Annotated in this window: 15 protein-coding genes and 1 tRNA gene; 13 read left to right on the top strand and 3 right to left on the bottom strand. The window is 43.4% G+C overall.

Features of this window, described 5'->3' with window-relative positions; genetic code table 11:
- Nucleotides 1-54: 54 nt before the first annotated feature.
- From FGM00_RS01290 to FGM00_RS01320, 7 genes are all read left to right on the top strand, one after another.
- Nucleotides 55-2,472: an ABC transporter permease gene (locus FGM00_RS01290; protein WP_138851173.1), complete on the top strand. Its 2,418-nt coding sequence runs from the start codon at nucleotides 55-57 to the stop codon at nucleotides 2,470-2,472.
- A 349-nt stretch (nucleotides 2,473-2,821) separates the two neighbouring features.
- Nucleotides 2,822-5,221 carry an ABC transporter permease gene (locus FGM00_RS01295; protein ID WP_138851174.1) on the top strand — a complete coding sequence of 800 codons (2,400 nt, stop codon included), beginning with the start codon at nucleotides 2,822-2,824 and terminating at the stop codon, nucleotides 5,219-5,221.
- Nucleotides 5,222-5,233: 12 nt separating this feature from the next.
- Nucleotides 5,234-7,654 (top strand): ABC transporter permease, encoded by a 2,421-nt coding sequence (locus FGM00_RS01300; RefSeq protein ID WP_138851175.1) that lies wholly within the window; start codon nucleotides 5,234-5,236, stop codon nucleotides 7,652-7,654.
- Between the two features lie 78 nt (nucleotides 7,655-7,732).
- Complete coding sequence (locus FGM00_RS01305) at nucleotides 7,733-10,150, top strand: ABC transporter permease (RefSeq protein WP_138851176.1); 2,418 nt, start codon at nucleotides 7,733-7,735, stop codon at nucleotides 10,148-10,150.
- Between the two features lie 307 nt (nucleotides 10,151-10,457).
- Entirely contained in the window at nucleotides 10,458-11,186 is a 729-nt protein-coding gene (locus FGM00_RS01310; RefSeq protein ID WP_138851177.1) for a head GIN domain-containing protein, read from the top strand.
- Between the two features lie 13 nt (nucleotides 11,187-11,199).
- Complete coding sequence (locus FGM00_RS01315; RefSeq protein WP_138851178.1) at nucleotides 11,200-13,614, top strand: ABC transporter permease; 2,415 nt, start codon at nucleotides 11,200-11,202, stop codon at nucleotides 13,612-13,614.
- A gap of 162 nt (nucleotides 13,615-13,776) precedes the next feature.
- Nucleotides 13,777-14,451, top strand: a complete 675-nt coding sequence (locus tag FGM00_RS01320; RefSeq protein ID WP_138851179.1) for an ABC transporter ATP-binding protein — start codon at nucleotides 13,777-13,779, stop codon at nucleotides 14,449-14,451.
- A 157-nt stretch (nucleotides 14,452-14,608) separates the two neighbouring features.
- On the opposite strand, the gene FGM00_RS01325 is transcribed toward FGM00_RS01320, so the two are convergent.
- Complete coding sequence (locus FGM00_RS01325; protein ID WP_138851180.1) at nucleotides 14,609-16,345, bottom strand: hypothetical protein; 1,737 nt, start codon at nucleotides 16,343-16,345, stop codon at nucleotides 14,609-14,611.
- 273 nt (nucleotides 16,346-16,618) lie between these two features.
- On the opposite strand from FGM00_RS01325, the gene FGM00_RS01330 reads away from it, so the two are divergent.
- From FGM00_RS01330 to FGM00_RS01340, 3 genes are all read left to right on the top strand, one after another.
- Complete coding sequence (locus tag FGM00_RS01330) at nucleotides 16,619-17,182, top strand: Crp/Fnr family transcriptional regulator (protein ID WP_138851181.1); 564 nt, start codon at nucleotides 16,619-16,621, stop codon at nucleotides 17,180-17,182.
- Nucleotides 17,183-17,380: 198 nt separating this feature from the next.
- Complete coding sequence (locus FGM00_RS01335; RefSeq protein WP_138851182.1) at nucleotides 17,381-18,073, top strand: hypothetical protein; 693 nt, start codon at nucleotides 17,381-17,383, stop codon at nucleotides 18,071-18,073.
- 55 nt (nucleotides 18,074-18,128) lie between these two features.
- Nucleotides 18,129-18,620, top strand: coding sequence for a hypothetical protein (locus tag FGM00_RS01340; RefSeq protein WP_138851183.1), 492 nt, complete (start codon nucleotides 18,129-18,131; stop codon nucleotides 18,618-18,620).
- A 118-nt stretch (nucleotides 18,621-18,738) separates the two neighbouring features.
- Here the strand turns inward: FGM00_RS01340 and FGM00_RS19725 are convergent, their stop codons facing one another.
- The gene (locus tag FGM00_RS19725; protein WP_175416168.1) at nucleotides 18,739-18,876 is read right to left on the bottom strand and encodes a hypothetical protein; all 138 of its coding nucleotides are present in this window, start codon (nucleotides 18,874-18,876) and stop codon (nucleotides 18,739-18,741) included.
- Nucleotides 18,877-19,215: 339 nt separating this feature from the next.
- Nucleotides 19,216-19,288: transfer RNA gene (locus tag FGM00_RS01345), tRNA-Met, on the bottom strand.
- Nucleotides 19,289-19,470: 182 nt separating this feature from the next.
- On the opposite strand from FGM00_RS01345, the gene FGM00_RS01350 reads away from it, so the two are divergent.
- From FGM00_RS01350 to der, 3 genes are all read left to right on the top strand, one after another.
- The gene (locus FGM00_RS01350) at nucleotides 19,471-20,853 is read left to right on the top strand and encodes an alanine/glycine:cation symporter family protein (protein WP_138851184.1); all 1,383 of its coding nucleotides are present in this window, start codon (nucleotides 19,471-19,473) and stop codon (nucleotides 20,851-20,853) included.
- Nucleotides 20,840-21,724 (top strand): GTPase Era, encoded by an 885-nt coding sequence (gene era / locus FGM00_RS01355; protein ID WP_138851185.1) that lies wholly within the window; start codon nucleotides 20,840-20,842, stop codon nucleotides 21,722-21,724. The genes FGM00_RS01350 and era overlap by 14 nt, the downstream gene beginning before the upstream one ends.
- A gap of 271 nt (nucleotides 21,725-21,995) precedes the next feature.
- Entirely contained in the window at nucleotides 21,996-23,300 is a 1,305-nt protein-coding gene (gene der, locus FGM00_RS01360) for a ribosome biogenesis GTPase Der (protein ID WP_138851186.1), read from the top strand.
- The last annotated feature ends 23 nt before the right edge of the window (nucleotides 23,301-23,323 follow it).

Genomic DNA, 23,323 nt, shown 5'->3' on the forward strand with positions numbered 1-23,323 from the left:
TCGGGGTGTTTTGCAAAATATTGAAGTACATATGAATCTTAAAAAACGAGAACTATGTTTACAAACCATCTAAAAATTGCTTGGCGCAGTATCAAAAAAGACAAACTTTTCACGGCCATCAAAATAGGTGGATTTGCCGTGGGAATCGCCGCATGTCTTTTAATAGCGTTATTTATTCGAAATGAACTGAGCTATGACCAACACTACACTAATAAAAATCAAATTTACCGGGTAGTATTGCAAGGGGAATGGAACGGTGAAATCATAAAAAGTACTCATTTTCAATTGCCTTTTGCCGACGCCCTTCAGTCCGACTTTCCCGAAATCATAAAAGCAGGCAAAATCAACACCATAGAGATATTCGGAGCAGGAAAGCGGGGAATGCGCCTGGCCGACAAGGTGCAAAATAATTTTGAGGAAGGATTTGTGCTGGCAGACCAAGAAGCATTTGATATTTTGGAAGTCGAGTTGGAACAAGGTAATCCTGCTCTGGCATTGACACAGCCGAGAAGTATAGTCCTATCGAAATCAAAAGCCGAACAATATTTCCAAAATGGGAAGGCGCTGGGAGAAAGTATCATCTTGGACAATGATAGTTCAAAACCATATACCGTAACTGGGGTTATGAGAGACATTCCTAAAAAATCGCATCTCGATTTCGATTTTTTACTTCCGATAACGGATACCAATATGAGCTGGACCAATCAGAACTATTTTACCTATGTTCTGGTCGACCCGAACACGAATACCCAGGATCTGGAACAAAAAATGCGTTCCATAATCGAAAAGTATGTAATCCCGGCGCAATTAGAGCGGGGACGTGGCGCTGACTTTATAGAAGTGCTCAAAACCATCGAGTACAAACTCCAGCCCGTAGCCGATATTCATTTAAAATCGGATATCAAAATGGGCGACGGACTCAAACATGGCGATATTCGGTTTGTATGGCTCTTCGCGGCCATTGCCGGCTTCGTACTACTTTTGGCCGCTATCAATTTTATCAATCTCTCAACGGCAAAATCGGCCAATAGAGCCAAGGAGGTCGGGCTTAGAAAGACGGTGGGTGCTTTTAAACATAACTTGGTCACCCAGTTTTTAACGGAGTCCGTTCTTTTCAGTATCATCTCATTTGTACTAGGAACCTTATTGGCCTGGCTGCTACTTCCCACCTTCAATACCATTGCTGCAAAATCAATCGACATACCATGGTCGGCTTGGTGGTTCGTACCGGTCATTTTGGTCTGTGCCTTGATTATCGGCTTGATAGCTGGTCTCTATCCCGCATTTTACTTATCCGCCTTTAAACCTGTGAACGTGCTCAAGGGCAGTTTGAGTACTGGAAGTAAGAGTGGCAGATTGCGCAGCGGATTGGTCGTTTTTCAGTTTACTACTTCAGTCATCTTAATCATCGGAACCTTGATCATCTACCAACAAATGGACTTTATCCTGCACAAAGAACTAGGCTATGACAAAGAGCAGGTAGTCATACTTGAGGGTACCGATGTACTGGGCTCCAAATCGGAATCTTTTAAACGACAATTGGTACAATTACCACAGGTAAAAGCAGCAAGTTTAAGCCATTATTTGCCCATTGAAGGAGGTAGTAGAAACGGGAATACCTTCAAGAAGGCCGATGAAGGTGACGAAGGGCGCGGCATACCCGGGCAGATTTGGCGCGTAGACTATGACTATGTAAAAACTTTGGGTATTCAAGTAAAAGAAGGACGCGATTTTTCCAAAGAATTCGCTTCGGATTCCATCAACTCGATTATCATCAATAAAAAAATGGCACAAGAACTGGCTCTGACAAATCCAATCGGTAAGGAAATTGATAACAACGGGCAAGTATGGACGATTATCGGGGTCATCGAAGACTTTCATTTTAAATCGTTGAAAGAGGATATCTCATCCTTATCGTTGGTCATTGGGGATAATAATGGGGCCATAGCCGTAAAACTTAAAAAGGGTAACATGAATGAGGCCTTAGCTTCGATTACATCAATTTGGAACAAAAATGTACCGAACCAGTCCATCAACTATACCTTTCTAGACCAAGAATTCACCCAGATGCACGAAGACGTGCAACGCATGGGCCATCTGTTCAACAGTTTTGCCATATTCGCGATTTTGGTCGCCTGCTTGGGCCTCTTCGCTCTTTCAGCCTTTATGGTAGAGCAGCGCAAGAAAGAAATCAGCATCCGCTTGGTACTCGGGGCACCCTTTAAAAGTATTTATCGATTGTTGACACTCGATTTTATGAAATTGATTTTAATTTCTATCGTGTTAGCTATACCTGTAGGGTGGTTTCTAATGAACCGTTGGTTAGAGGATTTCGCCTACCGGATTACCATCGATTGGGAAATTTTTGCAACGGCAGGTTTAATCGCATTGGGGATTGCGATGCTGACCATAAGTTATCAATCGGTAGGAGCCACATTGATCAAACCGCTAAAGAGTCTGCGAACGGAATAAACCTTTTTCTGAATGGAGAGCTGGGAATAACGGTGTAGCGGATTGACATCATCGTAAAATAGGTAGACAAATGTTGTCAATATATTGTACATGTGTTGTCAAAAAATTTTACACCTCTACATTGATTATTGGACTAATAGTATTGTAATGTATTGATAGACAAATTGGTACGAACGTGGCATGAAAATAGAATCACTATATGATACATTGAGTGCCATCAAACTGAAACAGAAAGGAGTTTCTATCATCTTTAGTACAGATTAGAAAAGGGTCTTGTCATAATATCATCAATCGCTGCTGAATTTATCTTGCCAGCCGGCAGGTCGGTTCAGCATCAAAATCAGCAGTCATGTTAAAAAACTATCTCAAAATCGCCTGGAGGAATCTTAAAAAGAACAAAGGCTATTCTGCGATAAATATCGGAGGACTGGCACTAGGCATGGCCGTAACCCTATTGATCGGCCTTTGGGTACAGGACGAACTTTCGCACAACAGCTATTTTGCGAACAAAGACAAAATCGCACAAGTATACCAATCACAAACCTTTAACAATCAAACCGGAACGGGACCGGCCATTCCAAGACCGTTGGAAAAAGCCTTGCGCGATGGGTATGGCGACAATTTCAAACACCTCATCATGTCGTCTTGGACCAACAATCTATATCTCAAGTATAAGGAAACCAGCTTTTCGAGGCCCGGTAATTATATGCAAAGGGAGGCTCCCGAATTATTGGATTTACAGATTATCAAAGGCGAAAAAGATGGACTGAGGGAAGTCAATTCGATTATGTTGTCCGAATCTACGGCCAATGCCCTATTTGGCAAAGAAGACCCTATCGGGAAGGTCGTTAAAGTCAGTAATGAATACGATTTGATGGTCACCAGTGTGTACAAAGACATACCGGTGAACAATACTTTCAATGACACTGAATTTATCATTCCGTGGGAACAATATTTGGCCTCAAGGGAATGGGTCAGGAATGCCGAAGACAATTGGGGGAATAATTCCTTTCAGATGTTCGTAGAGCTTGCCGAAAATAGGGATATGGAGAAGGCAAGCCAAACAATCCGCAACGTCAAGAAGGATTTAAATGAAGACACAGCGGAGTTCAATCCGCAGATTTTCCTTTTCCCCATGGAGGAATGGTACCTACGCGGCAGTTTCGAAAATGGAAAACAGGTCGGTGGTCGAATAAAATACGTATGGCTTTTTGGTATTATCGGGGCATTCGTCTTGCTTTTGGCCTGTATCAACTTTATGAACCTCAGTACCGCGCGATCCGAAAAACGTGCCAAAGAAGTCGGCATCCGAAAATCGATAGGTTCGCAAAGAAGGCAATTGATTAACCAATTTTTAAGCGAATCGTTCCTAGTAGTACTTTTTGCATTTCTGGTGGCCGTAGTTATCGTTTTACTATCCTTAAACGGATTCAACGATTTATCCAAAAAAGAGATATTCTTTCCTTGGGCGAACGTATTTTTTTGGTTGGCATCCTTAGGTTTTATTTTGTTCACTGCCCTCATTGCAGGTAGTTATCCCGCTTTGTACCTTTCCTCGTTCCGACCGGTAGATGTCTTGAAAGGAACGTTCAAAGCCGGAAAGTATGCCGGTTTACCGAGAAAAATACTCGTGGTATTACAATTTACGGTTTCCGTGGCCTTTATTATCGGCACTGTCATCGTGATGCAGCAGATCAACCATGCCAAGAACAGGCCTATCGGTTATGATAACGAAGGGTTGATACAGATTCCTACTTTTAGCCAGGATTTTAACGGAAAGTACGATTTAATGCGCAGTGAGTTCATCGGTTCTGGTGCGGTCTCTGAAATGTCATCGTCCAGTAGCCCTACCACGCAAATTTGGTCCAATCGAGGCGGATTCACTTGGGAAGGAAAGCCCGAGGGTTTTCAAGAGGATTTGGCCTGGACCGAGGTTTCCTCTGAATACGCCAAATCGTTAAACTTGAAAATAGTCGAGGGAAGGGATTTTTCACGGGATTTTGCCTCCGATTCCTTGGCGGTTTTAATCAATGAAACGGCAAAGGACTATTTGGGTATGGAAAATCCGGTCGGTAAGTATTTGAAGGACGACGATGAGGAAGACCCCAATCCACCCTTGAAAATCATAGGTGTAGTACAGGATATGATTACCCAATCACCCTATGAGCCCGTAAAGCAAGGTGTATATGTGTACGATAGGTACGACAATTCCAGTTATTACAACCTGCGGTTGAACCCAAATCAAAGTGCGAGCCAGAATATTGCCGTTGTAGAAAGTGTTTTTAAAGAGCATTTTCCCGATATCCCCTTTCAATATGATTATGTGGATAGCGAATATGGTGAAAAATTCGCCGCTGAGGAGCGCGTAGGCACCTTATCCGGAATTTTCACCGCACTGGCCATCCTGATCAGCTGTTTGGGGCTTTTCGGATTGACCTCTTTCGTTGCCGAACAGCGCACCAAGGAAATCGGGGTGCGAAAAGTACTGGGTGCTTCGGTCTTCAACGTATGGAACATGCTCTCCAAGGATTTTTTGAAATTGGTGATTATCTCCTGTTTTATCGCAATACCCATTTCCTACTACATCATGAACGGGTGGTTACAGGATTATCCATACAGGGTTATCATGGAGTGGTGGATTTTTGCCTTGGCCTTTATAGGAGCGATGGCCATCACAATCCTCACGGTGAGTTTTCAAGCAATAAAGGCGGCCAACGCCAATCCCGTAAATAGTTTGCGCACGGAATAAAATGTCGAAAAAATGTTTAGGAACAGTCTAAAAGTGGCCTTAAGGGGTTTTATTAGAAATCGGATGTTTACGGGATTCAACCTTCTCAGTTTGGTCATAGGGCTTTTGGTGTCTTATGTGGCCATAGGGTACATCGGTTTTGAATACAGCTACGATACATTTCATGACGGTTCCGAAAACATTTATCGATTGGCGCGCACCTATCGAGGACAGGATTACAGCGTAATCGGTTTTAAGAACGACGCAACAGCTGCGGATCAGGTCGCACAGATGGATGAATTCAAAAATATTCCGGGTGTCGAGCATGCGGCGCAGTTCATTATCTCGAACAATGCCGAGTATCTTAAGTGGAACAACGATAGCATTCCCGAAAATGATTTTCTGACTACGAATACGCCTGCTGATTTTGTCGGGCTTTTTACGTGGAAACCTTTACACGGAAGTTTATCTGATTTTGGAAATGGAATCAATAAAATGATACTTACCGAATCTTCGGCTCAGAAGGTATTCGGTACAGCTATGGAACGTCCCGATAAGTTGATCGGGGAAGCGATTTCCGTCGGAGACGAAAGTTACCGTTTGGTGGCCATTATCGAAGACGTTCCGGAAAACTCCCATTTTTCCTTTTCGGTCGCATTAAATACCCCGGAAATCGAGTACTGGGGAAGTCGGATTTATTTTGGTATCGCCGATACTGCGAATTATGCGGATATGAAGAGCCGTATCAATGCGGCCATGGCATCCATTAATCCCCGAATGGTCAATGACCCACTATATAAAAGGGATTTTTTACAACCTCTTGAAGACATCCATCTCAAGTCGAATATTCTTTACGAGACTAAAGTGCCCGGAAACTATCAATATATTATGATTTTGGGCTTTTTCGCTTTGTTCATCATCGCGATAACACTATTTAACTATACGAATTTTACCGTGGCCGTAAAATCAAAACATGGCAAATCCATAGGCATAAAAAAGGCAATGGGCGCAAAGAACAATGCCATAGCCCTTCAGTTTTTCGTTGAAGGAATCTTCCTTGCGGTTTTGGCGCTTCCCATAGTGGCGATTTTGATTCCATTGTTGATTCCATTTTTTAATGATCAAATGGGCGTGGCCATCAACGTTCAGCTTTTTGACGATGTAAAAACACTTTTGTTCTTGGTGCTTTTGGCTGTTTTTCTGGGAGCCTTCGCCAGTATTACACCTGCCGTTCTTTTTTCCAGAAAGAAGGCGTTGACGCTTTTCAAGGAAAATTTGAAGGCCAATCGTTTTGAGCACTTTTCCCTTCGCAAATACCTTCTGGTAAGTCAATTCGTGATACTCATTTCCATCTCCTCGGTATCCTACTTTGTTATGCGACAAATGGATTTTATTGAAAACAAGGATTTGGGGTTCCAAAAAGAAGGAATTTTGTATGCTTATACTTCTCCTGAAAACCTGGATTTCTTTCAGGAACAGTTGCGACTGGCCCCGGAAATAAAGAACGTTGGAAACGGCTCTTCCTTTGGTATTGAGACATTCAACAAGGCCACCTATCGATTGCAGGATAGCCAGGAAGTCTTTGGTGATGCGAACCAACTCTACCTGGATTATCGCGCCCTACAAGCCTATGACCTTGAGACCACCTTGGGCACCCTGTCATCGGAACGTGTTTTGAACGGGGAACGGGTTACTTTGATCAATCGCACCGCCGCAGAACGATTTTCCAAATTGAAAAATATTCCCATGGCAGACTTGATCGGTACGACCGTCATTACCGAACCGGAATACATTTCCGAAGAAGGTCAAGTAGGTTTTCCCTTTACCATCGGTGGAATTTTTGAGGATGTCAACGTATTTTCCCTTCGGGAGAAGCTGGAACCCTATTTTATTACAGTGTCTCCCCGCGTTCGTATGGGCGGAATGAGCATTGTTTCTTTTGACCCTGAAAACACCGCTCAGGTGGTCGATAAAATTAATTCACTACATGCCGAACTTCGAGAACCTTATCCTTTGGAAATTGAGTTTTTGAGTCAAAATCTTAAGACACTCTATAATCAGGATAGGCAGACCGCCAATCTCGTTTTCTGGCTCAACTGTATTGCCGTTCTGCTGGCGGTCCTAGGAATTATAGGGATTACCTTGTTCTTGGTGATTTCGCGTACCAAGGAAATCGGTATTCGAAAGGTCTTGGGCGCTTCCGAGCTTTCCATTATAAAAAGCACTATCCGGGAATACGTACTCTTTATTGCCATTGCCTTGGTCATCAGTTGGCCGCTAGGCTTGTTCATTAGCACCAATTGGCTATCGAATTTTGCCTACAGGATCGATATACAGCAAGTAGTGTTCTTAGCGGTGGGAGTACTTACATTCATTTTTACCGCCCTATTGGTAGGAGCTGTTGCGTTCAGGGCGGCCCGGGCCAATCCCGCAAAGAGTTTGCGAACGGAGTAACCCTAATCGGCCAATACAGTAGGTAGCGGAAAATATAGCGTCGTGTTATCAATGTAATATTCAATTGAATCGAGAACCATGTATAGACTATTCCTGAAAATCGCAACGCGATATCTGATCAAGAACAAACTGTATTCCTTTATCAACATTTTTGGGTTGGCCGTTGGGGTAGCATCATTTATTCTGATCATGTTGTACGTGAATTACGAATACAGCTACGATACATTCGAAGGCAGCGAGAATGTGCAACGGGTGTATATGGACTATACCGAGGATGGCGTTTTTGTTCCCGGAGACGCGCAAACCTATAATCTAAGCGGGCCAACCCTCGAGGCGGCATTTCCTGAGATTCAGGAATTCGTAAGATTGGCGCACATGGACAATGTCACGTTTAAGTTCAATAATAAAAGTATCCGAGGAGAAAGAGGAGCTTTGGCCGATGCATCGATTTTTGAGGTGTTAGACTATGAGTTGACCGAAGGGGATGAGAATACGGTGCTAAAGGAACCTTACAGCATCTTATTGACGGCCTCTTTGGCTCAGAAAATTTTTGGGGACGAAGAACCGATCGGAAAATCGCTTTCTGTGGTTTATCGGGGAGAAACACTATTTAAAGTCAGTGGTATTTTGAAAGATATCGGGAAAAATACGCACATGAAGAACGATTTCCTGATGTCTTTCAATACTGCCTTAACTTGGGAAGGCTATCCCGACAACCCCGAACAGAACTGGACTGGTAATAACCTCTTTACCTACATTAAACTTGATGAGAATACCAATGTTGACATTTTCAAGCAAAAGGTCATGGACTTCAAAGTGGACGCATTGCCCTTCGAAAGACATAATATTGAACCCCTGGAAGATATTCATTTATATTCCGATAAGCCCTATGAAGCAGAGGCGAACGGTAGCGCAAGTAGGGTGCGTTTTTTATTGGCGATAGCATTGATCATCATCATTCTTTCGTGGCTCAACTACATAAATCTTTCAACCGCCAAATCTTTGGAGCGGGCGAAGGAAACCGGGATCCGGAAGGTAGCGGGTGCCCAAAAGCCGCAAATCATCTTACAATCTCTTTTAGAATCGTTGCTTTTGAACGGTACCGCAATTGTTATAGCATTGGCTATCGTACTAATCGTATTGCCCGTTTTCAATAATTATATCGGTAAGGAATTGACCGTAGGTCTCTCGAACCTTAAGGACTTTTTACCGATGATAGGCTTTATTCTATTCGGGACTTTAGTATCGGGAATATATCCTGCTTTCGTGCTAAGCAACTATACTCCTGCCAAGGCGTTGAAGGGAAAAATCAGCACGTCGGGAAGTGGCGTGGTCATACGTAAGGCATTGATTACTGGCCAGTTTTTAGCAACCATCATATTGCTTACAGGCACTATCGTGGTGACCAAACAAATCAATTTTCTTCAAGACCAGCCGATTGGTGCGAATCTCGATCAAGTCGTTGCCTTAAATGGAAAAATAATTAGCGGGAGTCAAGATTCTCTGGCAAATACTGATTTCGAAATACTGGAAAGAGAGTTGAAGAAATTACCCTTTGTAAAAGGTGTAGCCCTTGCCCAAACATATCCAGGCGGTGATTACAACAATTTGAATTCAGGTGTTGGGATTACATTTCCCGACGGAACGAGGGACGATAAGCGAATATGGTACAACTACGCCGTTCAACCAGATTATTTTGAGGTAATGGAAATGGAGTTTGTTGCAGGAAGTCCTTTTCGTAAAACCTCTGAAGGATACAGCAACAGCATCGTCATGAACGAGCGGTTCATCAAACATATGGGAATTGGCAATGCGAAAAAGGCCGTAGATAAAATAGTAAAAATGGGAGGCGAAGATTGGATTATTAAGGGAGTCATCAAGGACTATCACCATTTTGGTCTAAAGACTGGGATCGAACCCTTTATTTTACGCCATGCTACACAAAGAAGTAATCTTTTGGTGAAACTCGATCAAAAAATACTGTCCACTATGGGAATGACCACGGCACTTTCCCAAATTGGAAATATATGGAAGGAAATAGCTCCGGAAAGCACATTCGACTATACTTTTCTTGACCAAAATTTCGAAGCACAATACAATGAGGACAAGGCCTTCGGGTCGGCATTCCAGATTTTTACCATACTGGCGATATTGATAGCATCAATGGGCCTTTTTGGCCTCACCTCGTACACCATATTACAACGTAAAAAAGAAATCGGTATCCGAAAGGTCAATGGTGCAACGATCGCTCAGATTTTAAGTCTTTTAAACAAAGATTTTGTACAATGGGTCGGTCTTGCATTTCTCATAGCGATACCCATTTCTTGGTATATCATGCACTCTTGGTTACAAGGGTTTGCCTATAAAACTGCAATGAGCTGGTGGATTTTTGCCTTGGCAGGGATAACGGCATTGTTCATCGCCTTGCTAACGGTGAGCTGGCAAAGCTTTAGGGCGGCAATGGCGAATCCTGTGGAAGCATTAAAAGAAGAATGAAATCGAATGATCCGGCCGAACTGAATCGAATACCCTAAAACGAAATAGGAACCGATTAATTTTTTACTGAAAGTAAATTTGAAGAACTAAGAGACTGTTTGGAAATATGTCGTTAGTCCGGAAGCATCGGGAGTTATGGTCCATTTTTGATGCATTATGAGGCAAAATTTTTGAGCATCCGCCCTTGGCGGACGGTCAACCCCGAAGGCTCGGGGTTAACGAAATAAGGCGCAAAAAGAGGCCCTAAGAAAATAAGCGAGATATTTCCAAAGAGTCTATAAGGAAAAACATTACAAAATACAACTCCATGAAAAAACGAACAACCATTGCTGCACTACTCATCTGTATCATCACGACCACCGCACAGAAAAGAATAAAGGGCAGCGGTAATGTGGTGACCATCGAAAGGTCCACTACCGACTATGACGGTATTTCCGTCGGTGGTTTCTACAATGTTGAACTGGTCGCAGGTAACGAAGGTACAATAGCACTCACGGGTGAGGACAACATCTTAAACCATATCGAAACCGAGATAAAGGGGGGTATACTGGTCATAAAAGCTAAGGACAATAAAAACCTTGTGCCTTCCCGAGGTGAAGGGGTGTTGATTACGGTTCCTTTTAAGAACATAACTTCAATAAGGGGCTCGGGCTCAGGAAAAATTATCGGTAAAAAGACCGTTGACACGAAAAACCTAAAGATTCAAACCTCGGGCTCTAGACATTTGGAATTGAATGTTAAAAGTAATTCGGTCTCGGTATCCACATCAGGTTCAAGTAACGTACAGTTAAGCGGAATGACCGACAAACTGGAGATTCGATCTTCGGGATCCTCGAATGTGGATGCCTATGAGCTGGTGGCAGAAGAGGCGACGACAACGGCATCGGGCTCTTCGGATGCAAGAATAAATGTGCAAGAATCGATCAAGGCCAGAACTTCAGGTTCTGGACAGGTGCGTTATCGGGGTAATCCACGTAAACTAGATACCAGAAGCTCGGGTTCTGGAGAAGTTGTCAAGGAGAAAGAGGAATTCTAAAAACGGGAAAATCATGCTTAAAAACTATCTAAAAATCGGTTGGCGAAACCTTATGAAGGATAAAACCTTTACCTTTTTGAACGTGGTTGGCCTTTCCGTCGCCTTTGGAGTTGCCATTTTACTATCGATGGCTGCTTTTTTTGACCTTTCGTACGATAATTTCCATGAGAACGGAGATCGAATTTATCAGGTGTATTCCACCCAACAAACCCCAAAAGGTCCGGAAGCGGGAACCAGCCAGCCGGCACCTTTTGCAGATGCACTGAGAAGCGAAGTACCCGGAGTCGATAAAATCACGCGTTTTTTGGAACAGGAAGCGCTTACGATTTACGGTGAGAAAGAAATCAATCTCAATGGCGTATGGCTCGACAGCGCGTTTTTTGAGATGTTCACATTTCCTGTTTTAAAGGGGAACAAGAACAATCCAATGCAAGAAAAATCTTCGGTGGTCATCACTGAAGAAACATCCAATAAACTGTTCGGCAGTGCCGAGGCCATTGGCGAAACCATCGCTATCCTGATTGATGGAAAAGAAGAACCTTTTACCGTAGCCGCCGTGGTAGGGAATCACGACAGGCAGAACAGTTTGGAGTTTGAAATCGCGATTCCCTTCGAGAGCCATGCCGGTTACCTCGAAAATATGGAAACGTGGAATGCCCAGTACCATCAGGTTTTTATGCAATTGCAATCTGGTGTTTCTGCCCAACAGTTCGAAAAAAACACCCGTTCTTTTGTAGACCTACACTACAAAGAGACCATTGAAGATTTAAAACGCGATGGGGCAATAGCCGACTCGGACGGACAGTATCGTCAAATCGGACTGTTACCCTTGAAAGACGTTCATTTTGCTAGTTTTAGAAAGGGCTATGCTGAGGTCGTGCGAATTGTTCCTTATCTTATTTTAGGGGTGGCCTTTCTTATTTTGTTTATCGCCTGCGTGAATTTTATCAATATGAGTATTGCCAAAAGCGCACAACGGCTAAGGGAAATAGGCATGCGCAAGACCTTGGGCGCACAGAAAAAGCAGTTGTTTTTTCAATTTTGGAGCGAAAGCCTCTTTGTGTTCTTAGCGTCGGTGGCCATAGGAATTCTTCTTTGTGCGTTGTTGATAGACAGTTTTAAGACGATGTTCCGTACCGACATTTCTTTAGATATGTTGTCTTCCCCATTCGCGATACTGGGCATTTTCACGGTCGTATTTTTAATAACCCTTCTTGTTGGGGGGTATCCTGCCTTATCCTTAAGCAGATTGGGAACCATTCAATCCTTAAAGGGAAAGTTGGAAAGTTCAGGAAATAACCGTGTTCGTAATATTTTAATGGTAGTGCAGTTCGGGATTGCCATTTTGCTTATTAGTGGAACCTTGGTGTTATGGGGCCAAGTGGATTATATGCGGAACAAAGACCTGGGATTCGAAAAGGAACAGGTACTTTCTTTTCCCATAGACGGTAAAAAGAACAGTTATGAAGCCATTCAGTTGCTAAGGGAAGAGCTCGTGGGAAATCCTGATATTTTGAGCGTAACAGCTTCCAGCAATAACCTGGGACGGGGAAAAGATGGAAGCCAGCACACTAGTATTTGGGGCTTCGATTATAAAGAAAGGGGGGTCAGTACCCATACTTTGGTGGTCGATTATGATTATCTAGAGACCTTAGGCCTTGAACTCGTACAAGGTCGATCTTTCGATAAGAACTATGCCGGCGACACTCAAAGCGTCATTATCAATGAAAGTATGGCCCAAGAACTGGGCGAACCAGACCCCTTGTCCGCTTTCCTTCCAATGAGCGATAGTCTTAGATTACCGATTATTGGTGTCGTAAAAGATTATAATTTTCAGGATGTTTCAAAATCGATCGAACCCCTGACCTTTTTCTTGGATAGGGATTCGGGTCTGTCATACGCCTTCGTAAAGGTGGCACCGGTTAATATGGCGAGTTCATTTGAAGCCGTTGAGCGGGCTTGGAAAAAAATAGAGCCGAATGCGGAGTTTCTTGGATCATTTTTGGATGAAAATGTAGATCGTACCTTCCGAAGGGAAAAAACCATGGCCACCATGATAGCTAGCGGCTCTATTATCGCGATTGCCCTGAGCTGTATCGGGTTGTTCGCTATGTCGCTCTTGATAGTTGCACAGCGCACGAAGGAAATCGGGGTACGGAAAGTATTGGGCGCGAGTGTTTCCTCGATTACCGTTTTATTGACCAAAGATTTTCTGAAATTGGTTTTGATCTCTTTTTTCATCGCCTCGCCCATAGCATGGTATTTTCTCAAGCAATGGCTTGAAAATTATGCGTATAAGATAGATCTAGGCCTATGGTTTTTTGTTGCAGCTGGCCTTTTGGCAATGGTGATAGCCCTGTTGACCGTGGGTACTAGAACGATCAGGGCTGCGATGCAGAATCCGGTAAAGAGTTTGCGAACGGAATAGACTGGGAAACAAATGGGCCTGACCATTTGTTGGTAAGTAGATTTCTAGGAATGAAATTAGAAAAGGAATATAAATTGATTCCCGTCTTTACTGAAACGAGCTTGCCAGTAGGGGGACAGGTTCAGTACAAGGATCGGGAATGACATAAAAAAACACAGATTTATGCTACTACAACTAAACAACGTTTTTAAGTGGGTACAACAGGGCGGACAACGGGTGTTCCTTCTAAAAGACATCAATCTTCAAGTCGAGGAAGGCGAGTTTATCTCCGTTATGGGCCCGTCGGGTTCCGGTAAATCCACCTTGCTCAACGTCATCGGTATGCTCGACAGTTTCGATGAAGGGGAGTATAGTTTTTTGGATGAGCCCGTACATCAGCTTAAGGAAAAACATCGCTCCAATTTGTACAAGCAATACATCGGCTTCGTTTTTCAGGCTTATCACTTGATCGATGAGTTAACGGTCTATGAAAACTTGGAAATGCCCTTGTTGTACAAAAAAATGAAAGGTTCGGAGCGCAAGGCCATGGTGGCCGATATGCTCGACCGTTTTAATATCGTTGGTAAGAAAGACTTGTTTCCCACCCAATTGAGTGGTGGCCAGCAACAACTTGTGGGTGTGGCGCGTGCACTTATTACCAAACCAAAACTTATTCTAGCGGATGAACCTACGGGAAACCTGAACTCGAAACAAGGGGAAGAGATTATGGAGCTTTTTAAAGAGTTGAACGATCAGGGGGTTACCATTATACAGGTTACCCATTCCGAAAAAAATGCGGAATATGGTAAAAGGGTCATTCATTTGTTGGATGGACGCAAGGTCGATGGGCTTGGCTGAAGCGGAACCTGTGTGTTCTCTTAAAAAGCGTCAACGTAATTTTGTAGATGCTATTTTTGAATATTTTGATTAGAAATGGTACCAAAGCTCCTACTTCAAGTGCAAAACACAGGTTGAAATAGAGCACTGGTTTCGGTAGCTAGTTCCCGTTTCCAATTTAATCGGTCCATTCAGGAATATCGCTATACCTGAAAGATGCCCCAAGGGCTTCAAAGTCCAATTTTTTAAGGTAATGCACTTTGGGAAGGTATTCCCCAAGGTGTCCGGTGTGTGTATTCCCGCCCAAGAGTGTCTCATCATATCGCGAACCCGCCAAGTCTGCCGTAGCATAAGGTAACTCCTCTTCATGCGGGTTCGGACTTGATTCCCATTCTGGTCCTACGCTCAGCCATCTGAACGTTAACGATTGGTCCGAAGTAGGCCCCCAATTCACCCAGGTCACACCGTTTTCGGCAGTGGCGTTCGCTGGTCGGTCTTCGGGTCGTGAATAGACGATGATATACTTGCGGTTTTCGTCGATAATGATTTCGTCGTCCATGACCGAATGCATAGCTGAGCCCAAGGTTTTTCTAAATACGCTAACATCGTATCCCGTTATGCTGAAATAGCGCAACTGAGCGGTTTCCATAACGGGCGTACCGCCTCTTGTATCGGGAAAGGTGGGTAATTGACCAGTTAGTACGGCCACCTTTTGTCTGCCTAGGGACATGCCGCGTCCAATATAGGTTGCGTAATTGTTTCCGGTCGCAGATGGCTCATAATGATGGGGGGCAGGCTGAAATTCACCCCTGCCGGTAATACGTAAGTCTTCGTTTCGCACTTTTTGCATATTGGCTTCCGTAACCCATCCGTTCAACTGATAGACCCCCTCCAGTGAGCCTCTTAAAATCCCGAAGTTTTTATACCATCCCATCCCAGGTCCGATGGGTGCAGTGGGTTCAATTTCAGAAGTTTCAGCAGCAGGTTGTTCCAAGTTGGCCGTTTTCAGGAGACCGGAAAAGTCCGAATTAATGAAGTATTTCGTGCCGTCCGGTAGTTCATAATGAATTTTTGGAAGTGGTACACCGGCTGTAGGACCCTTGTCGGTATCCGGGGCATAGTACCGAATCCATAAGCCACCCATATTCCATGGGCCTTTTCCATTGTATAGCGCATATCCAGTTCCTTGGCTCTGAAGGAAAGCACCATAAACCTTGCTATCCTCCATACGGTAAGGGGGTTTAAAATCAGGGTTGAGGCCAACGGGATCGCCATGGGCCAAATCGATTTCCACACGATATTTTCTATTCGTGGCGCCCCGGTCCGCGCCTGGTAAAAAGGGATTGACATGGCCAGGTAGCGGATCGATATCCACATCGGCCAAGGATACCTCGGTAGGCCCCATGACCCTATTGGCGCAGAACGATTTGCCATCGAAAGGTGCTGTTACCTGAATACTAAAAAAACGCGCATAGGGGTAGTCCCCTTCGATAACTACCTTCGTGCCAAATGGAGCCAGTACCGTACCTAGAAGTAGGTAGGTAACATGCGGATCGGGTATTCCCGATTTTACGTTCTGAAGGTCGACCGTAGCGGCTTCCCTTACGGCCCATTGGTTTGAAGCATCGAGATTTTCAAAGGGCTCGATAAAAAAGTCCTTATTTTGTTCAAAGTCAACACCTAATGGGATAAGCGACTCGGGAATAGCGCTTCCGTTCTTGTTTTGAAAATAACCTTTTATGTAGGTCTCCAATCTGTCCGAAATAGCGATGGCTTCTTTCGTCAGTTCACTGGCGTTTACCTCTATTTCCTTTTGAATACGATCTTCCTTTTCTTCAAGAATAACTTGCGGTGTCTCGCAGGAAGCAACAAGTAGCAACAGGAAGAATAGAACAATTTTTACAGGATAGGACATAGCTAGGAATTTAAGAAGTATTTGAAAATGCTACTTTCTAAAACTATACCATACTGGCATATAGTGCCGAAAGGATCAGAAATTCGTTCAAGCACCCCTTTTTTTGATATAAATCAAGAAAAAAGAGGGCTAAAGCGAGTTCTCGCCCTATCAATACTTACTCTTTATGCTTATTTTGGCCTAACGAATTTTCTTTTTTCGAAAGCCATTCGTTTCATTTTCCCAAAGGGCCGAGCGCAATGAAACGAAGCTCTTGACCATAACCTTTCTTATATGATTGTCGTCGACTACATTAAACAAATCAGTCCCATAAGTGATGTGGCGGCGGCGGAGTTGGAATCAAGAATTACTATTAGTTTCGAGAAAAAAGGTAAAGTGCTCTTGAAGGAAGGGGAGGTGTGTTCTCAGATTTATTTTATGCAATTCGGTTTTGCACATCAATTCAAATGGGACGGTACAAGTAAAATATCCAATTATTTCTGGAGTAACCACGACTTCGTAACCCACATGATATCATTTTTGACCCAATCGGCATGTGAGGAAAATATAGAGCTGTTGAATGATAGTAAGTTGTATTCGCTTACTTACCAAGACCTTCAATTCATGTATCGGGAGTATCCGGAGTTCAATCATTTCGGTAGGGTCATGTTGGAAAAGTATTTTGTAGACTTGGCCAAATTGGGGGCACTTTCAAAAGTAAGGCCAGCCCTCAAGCGCTACGAATTATTGCTCGCTGAGTGGCCAGAACTTTTTCAACTGGCTACTTCGGGACAAATCGCCTCCTATTTGAATATGACCCAGGAAACATTGAGTCGAATTAGGGCGAAAAAACTCTGAACGAATTTCTTGCATCCCATACAAACTTCTCTCGTACACATTAAATTCTGGCGTTTAGATGGGCATTCGGTTTCGCCATCATACATGGCCATCGTTGATTAAAGTCAAAAAAAGACGTCCGTCATAGATTTTTCCGTTGAAAATACACTTCTCTTTACCAAGTCCCGTTCTCTGTTTCACAAAATCAAATGTAAAATCATGAGAAAGTTGAATACTAATATTATCGCGATAGTCATCGTATTCGCGACCCTTGTTGGATGTGAAACGGAGAGTTCTTCGGACGTTTCCCAAAATCGAATTTATACGGCTTACGGCGTACTTTATGACCAAGCCCAAGAATTGACAATCGTAAATGCTACCTTTTCCTTAGGCAACTACAACGGCACTCGTTTAGCACTTGCCGACGGTGCTTCGGTTTCATTCAATGGTAGCGAGATTCCTTTTTTAGATGGTTTAGGATATTACGAATTGAAACTACCGGGCTTTGTTCAGGAAGGAATGTTCTCGTACACCGATACAAACGGTGTGGTATATCGAAATGATATCAATATCTCTCCAATAAACTTTAATGCGGAAACCCCTGTCATTATAGATAGGACGAAGTCTTTCGAAATCAAATGGGAAGGTGCTGCTGTTGGTCTTGGGGAATCGTCAGTAGTGGCTACGGTAGTCCCGCAAAATTTGGGCGAGACCAAAATCTTTACTCAAAATGCACAGGGCGCGGAAACCGTTATATTGACTCCCGACGTACTCGGTCAAATTGAAAATGCTCAAAACGGTCTTTTGGTGTTAGAGCGGTTCGAGGTAACAACCCCGGATGATGCGACGGATGCGGGGGGTCTGCTCACAGCGAGATACCGCCCCAACGCGCTTGAAATCGAAATTCAATAAAGGAGGCTGAAGAGACGTAAATCGTACAATTGAAAAAGAATCTCAAAAAAACAATATGAAAACAAAACCATTTTTACTGCCGATATGTTCAGTTCTATTCCTGCTGTTCGTCTCTTGTACCGCCGATGATAATTTGTCAATCGACGAAGGCGACCTAAGAGGGGTATGGGAACTAGCCGAATTCAAAGTATTTGATGATGCCACAAACACCGCATTGCCCAATGCGGAATTTATTCTCTCCGAGTTATTGGCAATTGACTGCAAGATCCTGCAGTACAATTTTCGAGCTGATGGAACGCTAATCACGGAAAGTACTATTCATTATATTCATACCGACCCCGAAATTATTGCTTGTCCCAGTGGTGTATCAACCACTTTTACGGGCTCCTGGGAGTTAAACGGCTCCAAGTTAACACTCGGTGATGATGCCAGCGGTAGCTCCGACACGATTGACATTCTGTTAGCAAAAAATACACTAAAGATAGCTGGAGAAGAACTGGATCCTGAGACTTTAGCGGGGTCGGAGTTTGTTTTACGAAGAAGATAGTTATGGGAAATGAAAATCACTAGGAGCGATATCATTACATCGGGGTATTCCTTTTTGCTTTAAAGAGCGGAAGGATAACTCGGTCAGGAATAGCGCAAATGGTAAGCTATCGACTTTTTTAAATAACTTTTAGCACATATCCCAAAATATAATAGAGGATTATAAATACAACAAGGGTACCGATACAGCCACATTTACCGCCGTCAATTTTCCTGGCGCCGTACCAAGCCCCGAAGATTTGAATTAGTTTTTTCATGGTGTTTCTTTTAGCAAAACTCGTATAATTTTTACGATATTTTCGATACAATCGATGGAAAACCTAACCGAAATGAATATTGGGTAGTAGCTATACAGCGCATTCCGTGATTTAATGAAATTTCAGAAAACTAAGCAGTGCTACTTGAGAGATGCTTACAAGCTTTTCAACCATTTAAAAAGTAGTGATTTGTTTTAGGTGAGAATTAAAAAAACCCCTCAATTTCTTGAAGGGTCCTCTAGTAGCGGGAACTGCCCCGAAGCGTCGGGGGAACCAGTGGCCTTTTCCCCGACCGTATCCAAACGAAAAAAGCCTCGGATTTCTCCGAAGCTTTTCTAGTAGCGGGAACTGGACTCGAACCAGTGACCTTCGGGTTATGAGCCCGACGAGCTACCTACTGCTCTATCCCGCGATTTGAATTTCATCTCACCTGTTTTTCAACAACAACCCATGACGTTGACAAGACGAGCACTACTATTTGTAATGGGGGACAAATATACAACGGATTCTTTATCTTATCCAAATCAAACCGATATTTATTTCTTTTTAAACTTCCCAAAAAGTTAAATTGCATACCTTCGAATTTTGTTACCTATGGAAGTTTTCAACAGTTTTTTAAAAGACGCCAATACCTATGCCAATTGGCCCATGTTCATTCTACTTATTGGCGGCGGGTTACTGTTGGTTTTTTACTCCAAATTTTTGCCCTATCGCTTTTTTGGGCATGCCATTGCCATCACGGCAGGAAAATATGATGATAAGAATGCCAAAGGTGATGTAAGTTCTTTTCAGGCGCTCTCCGCCGCTGTGGCCGCTACGGTTGGTTTGGGAAATATATCCGGGGTGGCAATTGCCATTCATGACGGTGGACCCGGAGTCGTTTTTTGGATATGGATGACAGCTTTGATTGGTATGTGTATCAAATTTTACAGTTGTAGTCTTTCGATAATGTACAGAAGCACCGATTCCGATGGGAAACTGCAAGGAGGGCCGATGTATTACATTACGAAAGGATTGGGAGAGAAGTGGCGTCCTTTGGCTATTTTCTTTGCGATTTGCGGGCTTTTTGGCTTTTTGGGCGTCTTTACCGCGAACCAATTTACCGATACCTTCATGACCGTTATCAATCCTGAGGAGAATCTTGTAGCCTTGGGCGGTACGATTGAAGACCCTGAGTTGTATTGGAAGCTTTCCATTGGTATCGTACTGGCTATAGTTACTTCATTCGTCATCTTTGGGGGACTCACCAAAATCGCTAAAGTGGCATCTGCAATCGTTCCCTTTATGGTCGCCGTATATTTGATTGCGGTGGTCGTTGTTATGGTGATGAATGCTTCCCAAGTCATTCCTTCCCTGAAAATGATCGTTACCGAAGCCTGGAACTTCGATACCATCGTTACGGGAGGTTTCTGGGGATTGGTCATCATTGGCGTGAAACGCGCAATGTTCTCTAACGAAGCAGGTCTCGGATCTGCACCAATGTACCACGGGCAATCAAAAACCGACAACCCGATCAAGGAAGGATTAGTGGCAAGTTTGGGGCCTTTTATCGATACCATTCTCGTTTGTACTTTTACTGCGATTGTCATTATCCTGAGTGGGGCGTATCTTGAGGATAGCAGCGGAATCGTAATGACCTTGAGCGCCTTCGAAAAAACCCTTTTCGGATTTGGCGATGATTTATTGATGATCATTGTCACCGCGTTTGCACTTTCTACCTTGTTTACCTATTCATATTATGGTGTAAAGAGTTTATCGTTTTTGACAAATGCCAAAATCGGAAACTATTACAATATTTATTTTGTATTAATGATTGTTTTCGCGGCTATAGCCTCCTTGGAATTGGTAAAAAACTTGATTGACCTTTCTTACGCACTAATGGTCATACCCAATATGATCGCGGTGCTGCTATTGGCACCGAAAGTGAACGCAGCGGCGAAAGACTATTTTAAAAAATTGAAAGATGGCAGCGCATAAAGCAGGATTCGTAAATATAATAGGTAATCCCAATGTCGGTAAATCGACCTTGATGAATGCCTTTGTGGGAGAAAAGCTCTCGATCATCACCTCCAAAGCGCAGACGACAAGGCACCGTATCCTCGGGATTGTGAATGGTGAGGATTTTCAGGTGATTTTGTCCGATACGCCAGGAATTATCAAACCCGCGTATGAGCTGCAAAGTTCGATGATGGGTTTCGTGAAATCGGCTTTTGAAGATGCCGATGTACTCCTGTACATGGTCGAGATTGGGGAGAAGGCTTTGAAAGACGAACGCTTTTTCGATAAGATAAAGAGTACGAATATTCCCGTACTGTTGTTATTGAATAAAATTGATGGTGCAACCCAAGAACTTCTGGAAGAACAGGTACAATACTGGCAGCAGGAACTTCCCCTTGTCGAAATACATCCGATTTCAGCCTTGAATAACTTTAATGTAAGAGGTGTTTTTGAACGGATTATCGAATTACTACCCGAGGCACCTCCGTATTACCCTAAAGACCAGCTCACCGATAAACCCGAACGGTTTTTCGTGAACGAGACCATTCGGGAAAAAATATTAATGCATTACAAAAAAGAAATTCCCTATTCGGTGGAAATCGAGACTGAAGAGTTCGTTGAGGATGAGGATATTATTCGCATGCGGGCGGTCATTATGGTAGAGCGCGATTCCCAAAAGGGAATAATCATCGGTCATAAGGGGAGCGCATTAAAAAGGGTAGGGGTCGAGGCCCGAAAAGACCTTGAAAAATTCTTTGGAAAACAGGTGCATATCGAGTTGTATGTTAAGGTGAACAAAAACTGGAGGAGCGATGCCCGTCAGTTGAAACGATTTGGATACAACGGATAGGTGCAGTTAGCAGTAAAAATTTTAGCCTTCGTTGGTAATATGCTGGGCTCAATCTTTTTTTTTTGCTCGTTTCGCATCTGTTGAAACCACTCGGTATTCCAGTGTATTCTAAATCTTAAAATTTCAAATCACTGGTGGGAAGCACCATCGTTTGATGACAATTTTGTTTAAGAAATTGATTACCTCTCGGAATGGATTGAAACTAAAGCCATAAACCCCTAAACATATAAACTAATAAACTTACTTTTGTCCCTCCAAAATTAAAAAAGCTATGGGAGCTATTGTAGCCATTGTGGGAAGACCAAATGTTGGGAAATCGACTTTCTTTAATCGATTGATCCAACGTAGGGAAGCCATCGTAGATGCCGTAAGCGGGGTAACTCGTGATCGACATTACGGAAAGAGCGATTGGAATGGGAAGGAATTCTCTTTAATCGATACAGGAGGTTATGTGCTGGGCAGTGATGATGTCTTTGAAAAGGAAATCGATAAACAAGTAGAATTGGCGATCGACGAGGCGGATGCCATCATCTTTATGGTTGACGTAGAAGCCGGGGTAACCGGAATGGACGAAGATGTGGCGAAATTATTACGGCGCGTTAAAAAACCGGTCTTTTTGGCCATAAATAAAGTAGATAACGCCAAGCGCTCGGCCGATGCCGTAGAATTCTATGCGTTAGGGTTGGGAGAATACTATGAGCTTTCGAGCATCAACGGGAGTGGTACGGGCGAACTGCTTGACGCATTGGTGGAAGTCTTGCCCGAAAAGGAAGATACAGTCGATGACTTACCGCGATTCGCAGTGGTCGGGAGGCCGAATGCCGGGAAATCATCATTTATAAATGCTTTGATCGGAGAGGAACGATATATCGTAACGGATATCGCGGGCACCACCCGAGACAGTATCGATACGAAATACAATCGATTCGGATTCGAGTTCAATTTGGTCGATACGGCAGGGATTCGCCGGAAGGCAAAAGTAAAGGAAGACTTGGAGTTCTACTCGGTCATGCGTTCGGTACGTGCCATAGAGCATTGCGACGTTTGCATTTTGGTAATGGATGCCACTCGCGGTTTTGATGGGCAGGTCGCCAATATTTTTTGGTTGGCGCATCGCAACAATAAAGGGATAGTCATTTTAGTAAACAAATGGGATTTGGTCGAAGACAAAGAGACCAACACCATGAAGCAGTATACGCAAAAAATCAAGGAGGCCATAGAGCCCTTCATCGATGTACCCATCCTGTTCATTTCCGTTTTGAACAAACAACGTATTTTCAAGGCTATTGAAACCGCTGTATCGGTATATCAGAATCGAAGTAAAAAAATCAAGACTGGAAAGTTTAATGATGTGATGTTGCCGCTAATCGAAAAATACGGTCCACCGGCCTACAAGGGGAAATACGTAAAAATCAAATTCTGCATGCAATTGCCAACGCCTTATCCGCAGTTTGCTTTTTTCTGTAACTTACCGCAATACGTCAGGGAACCGTATAAACGGTATCTGGAAAATCAGATTCGAGAAAATTTTGACTTTACCGGAGTGCCCATTACCATCTTTATGCGAAAGAAGTAAACCGCCAACGAATGCTCCTCCAA

The sequence above is a fragment of the Aggregatimonas sangjinii genome, from assembly GCF_005943945.1.
Lineage (GTDB): Bacteria > Bacteroidota > Bacteroidia > Flavobacteriales > Flavobacteriaceae > Pelagihabitans > Pelagihabitans sangjinii.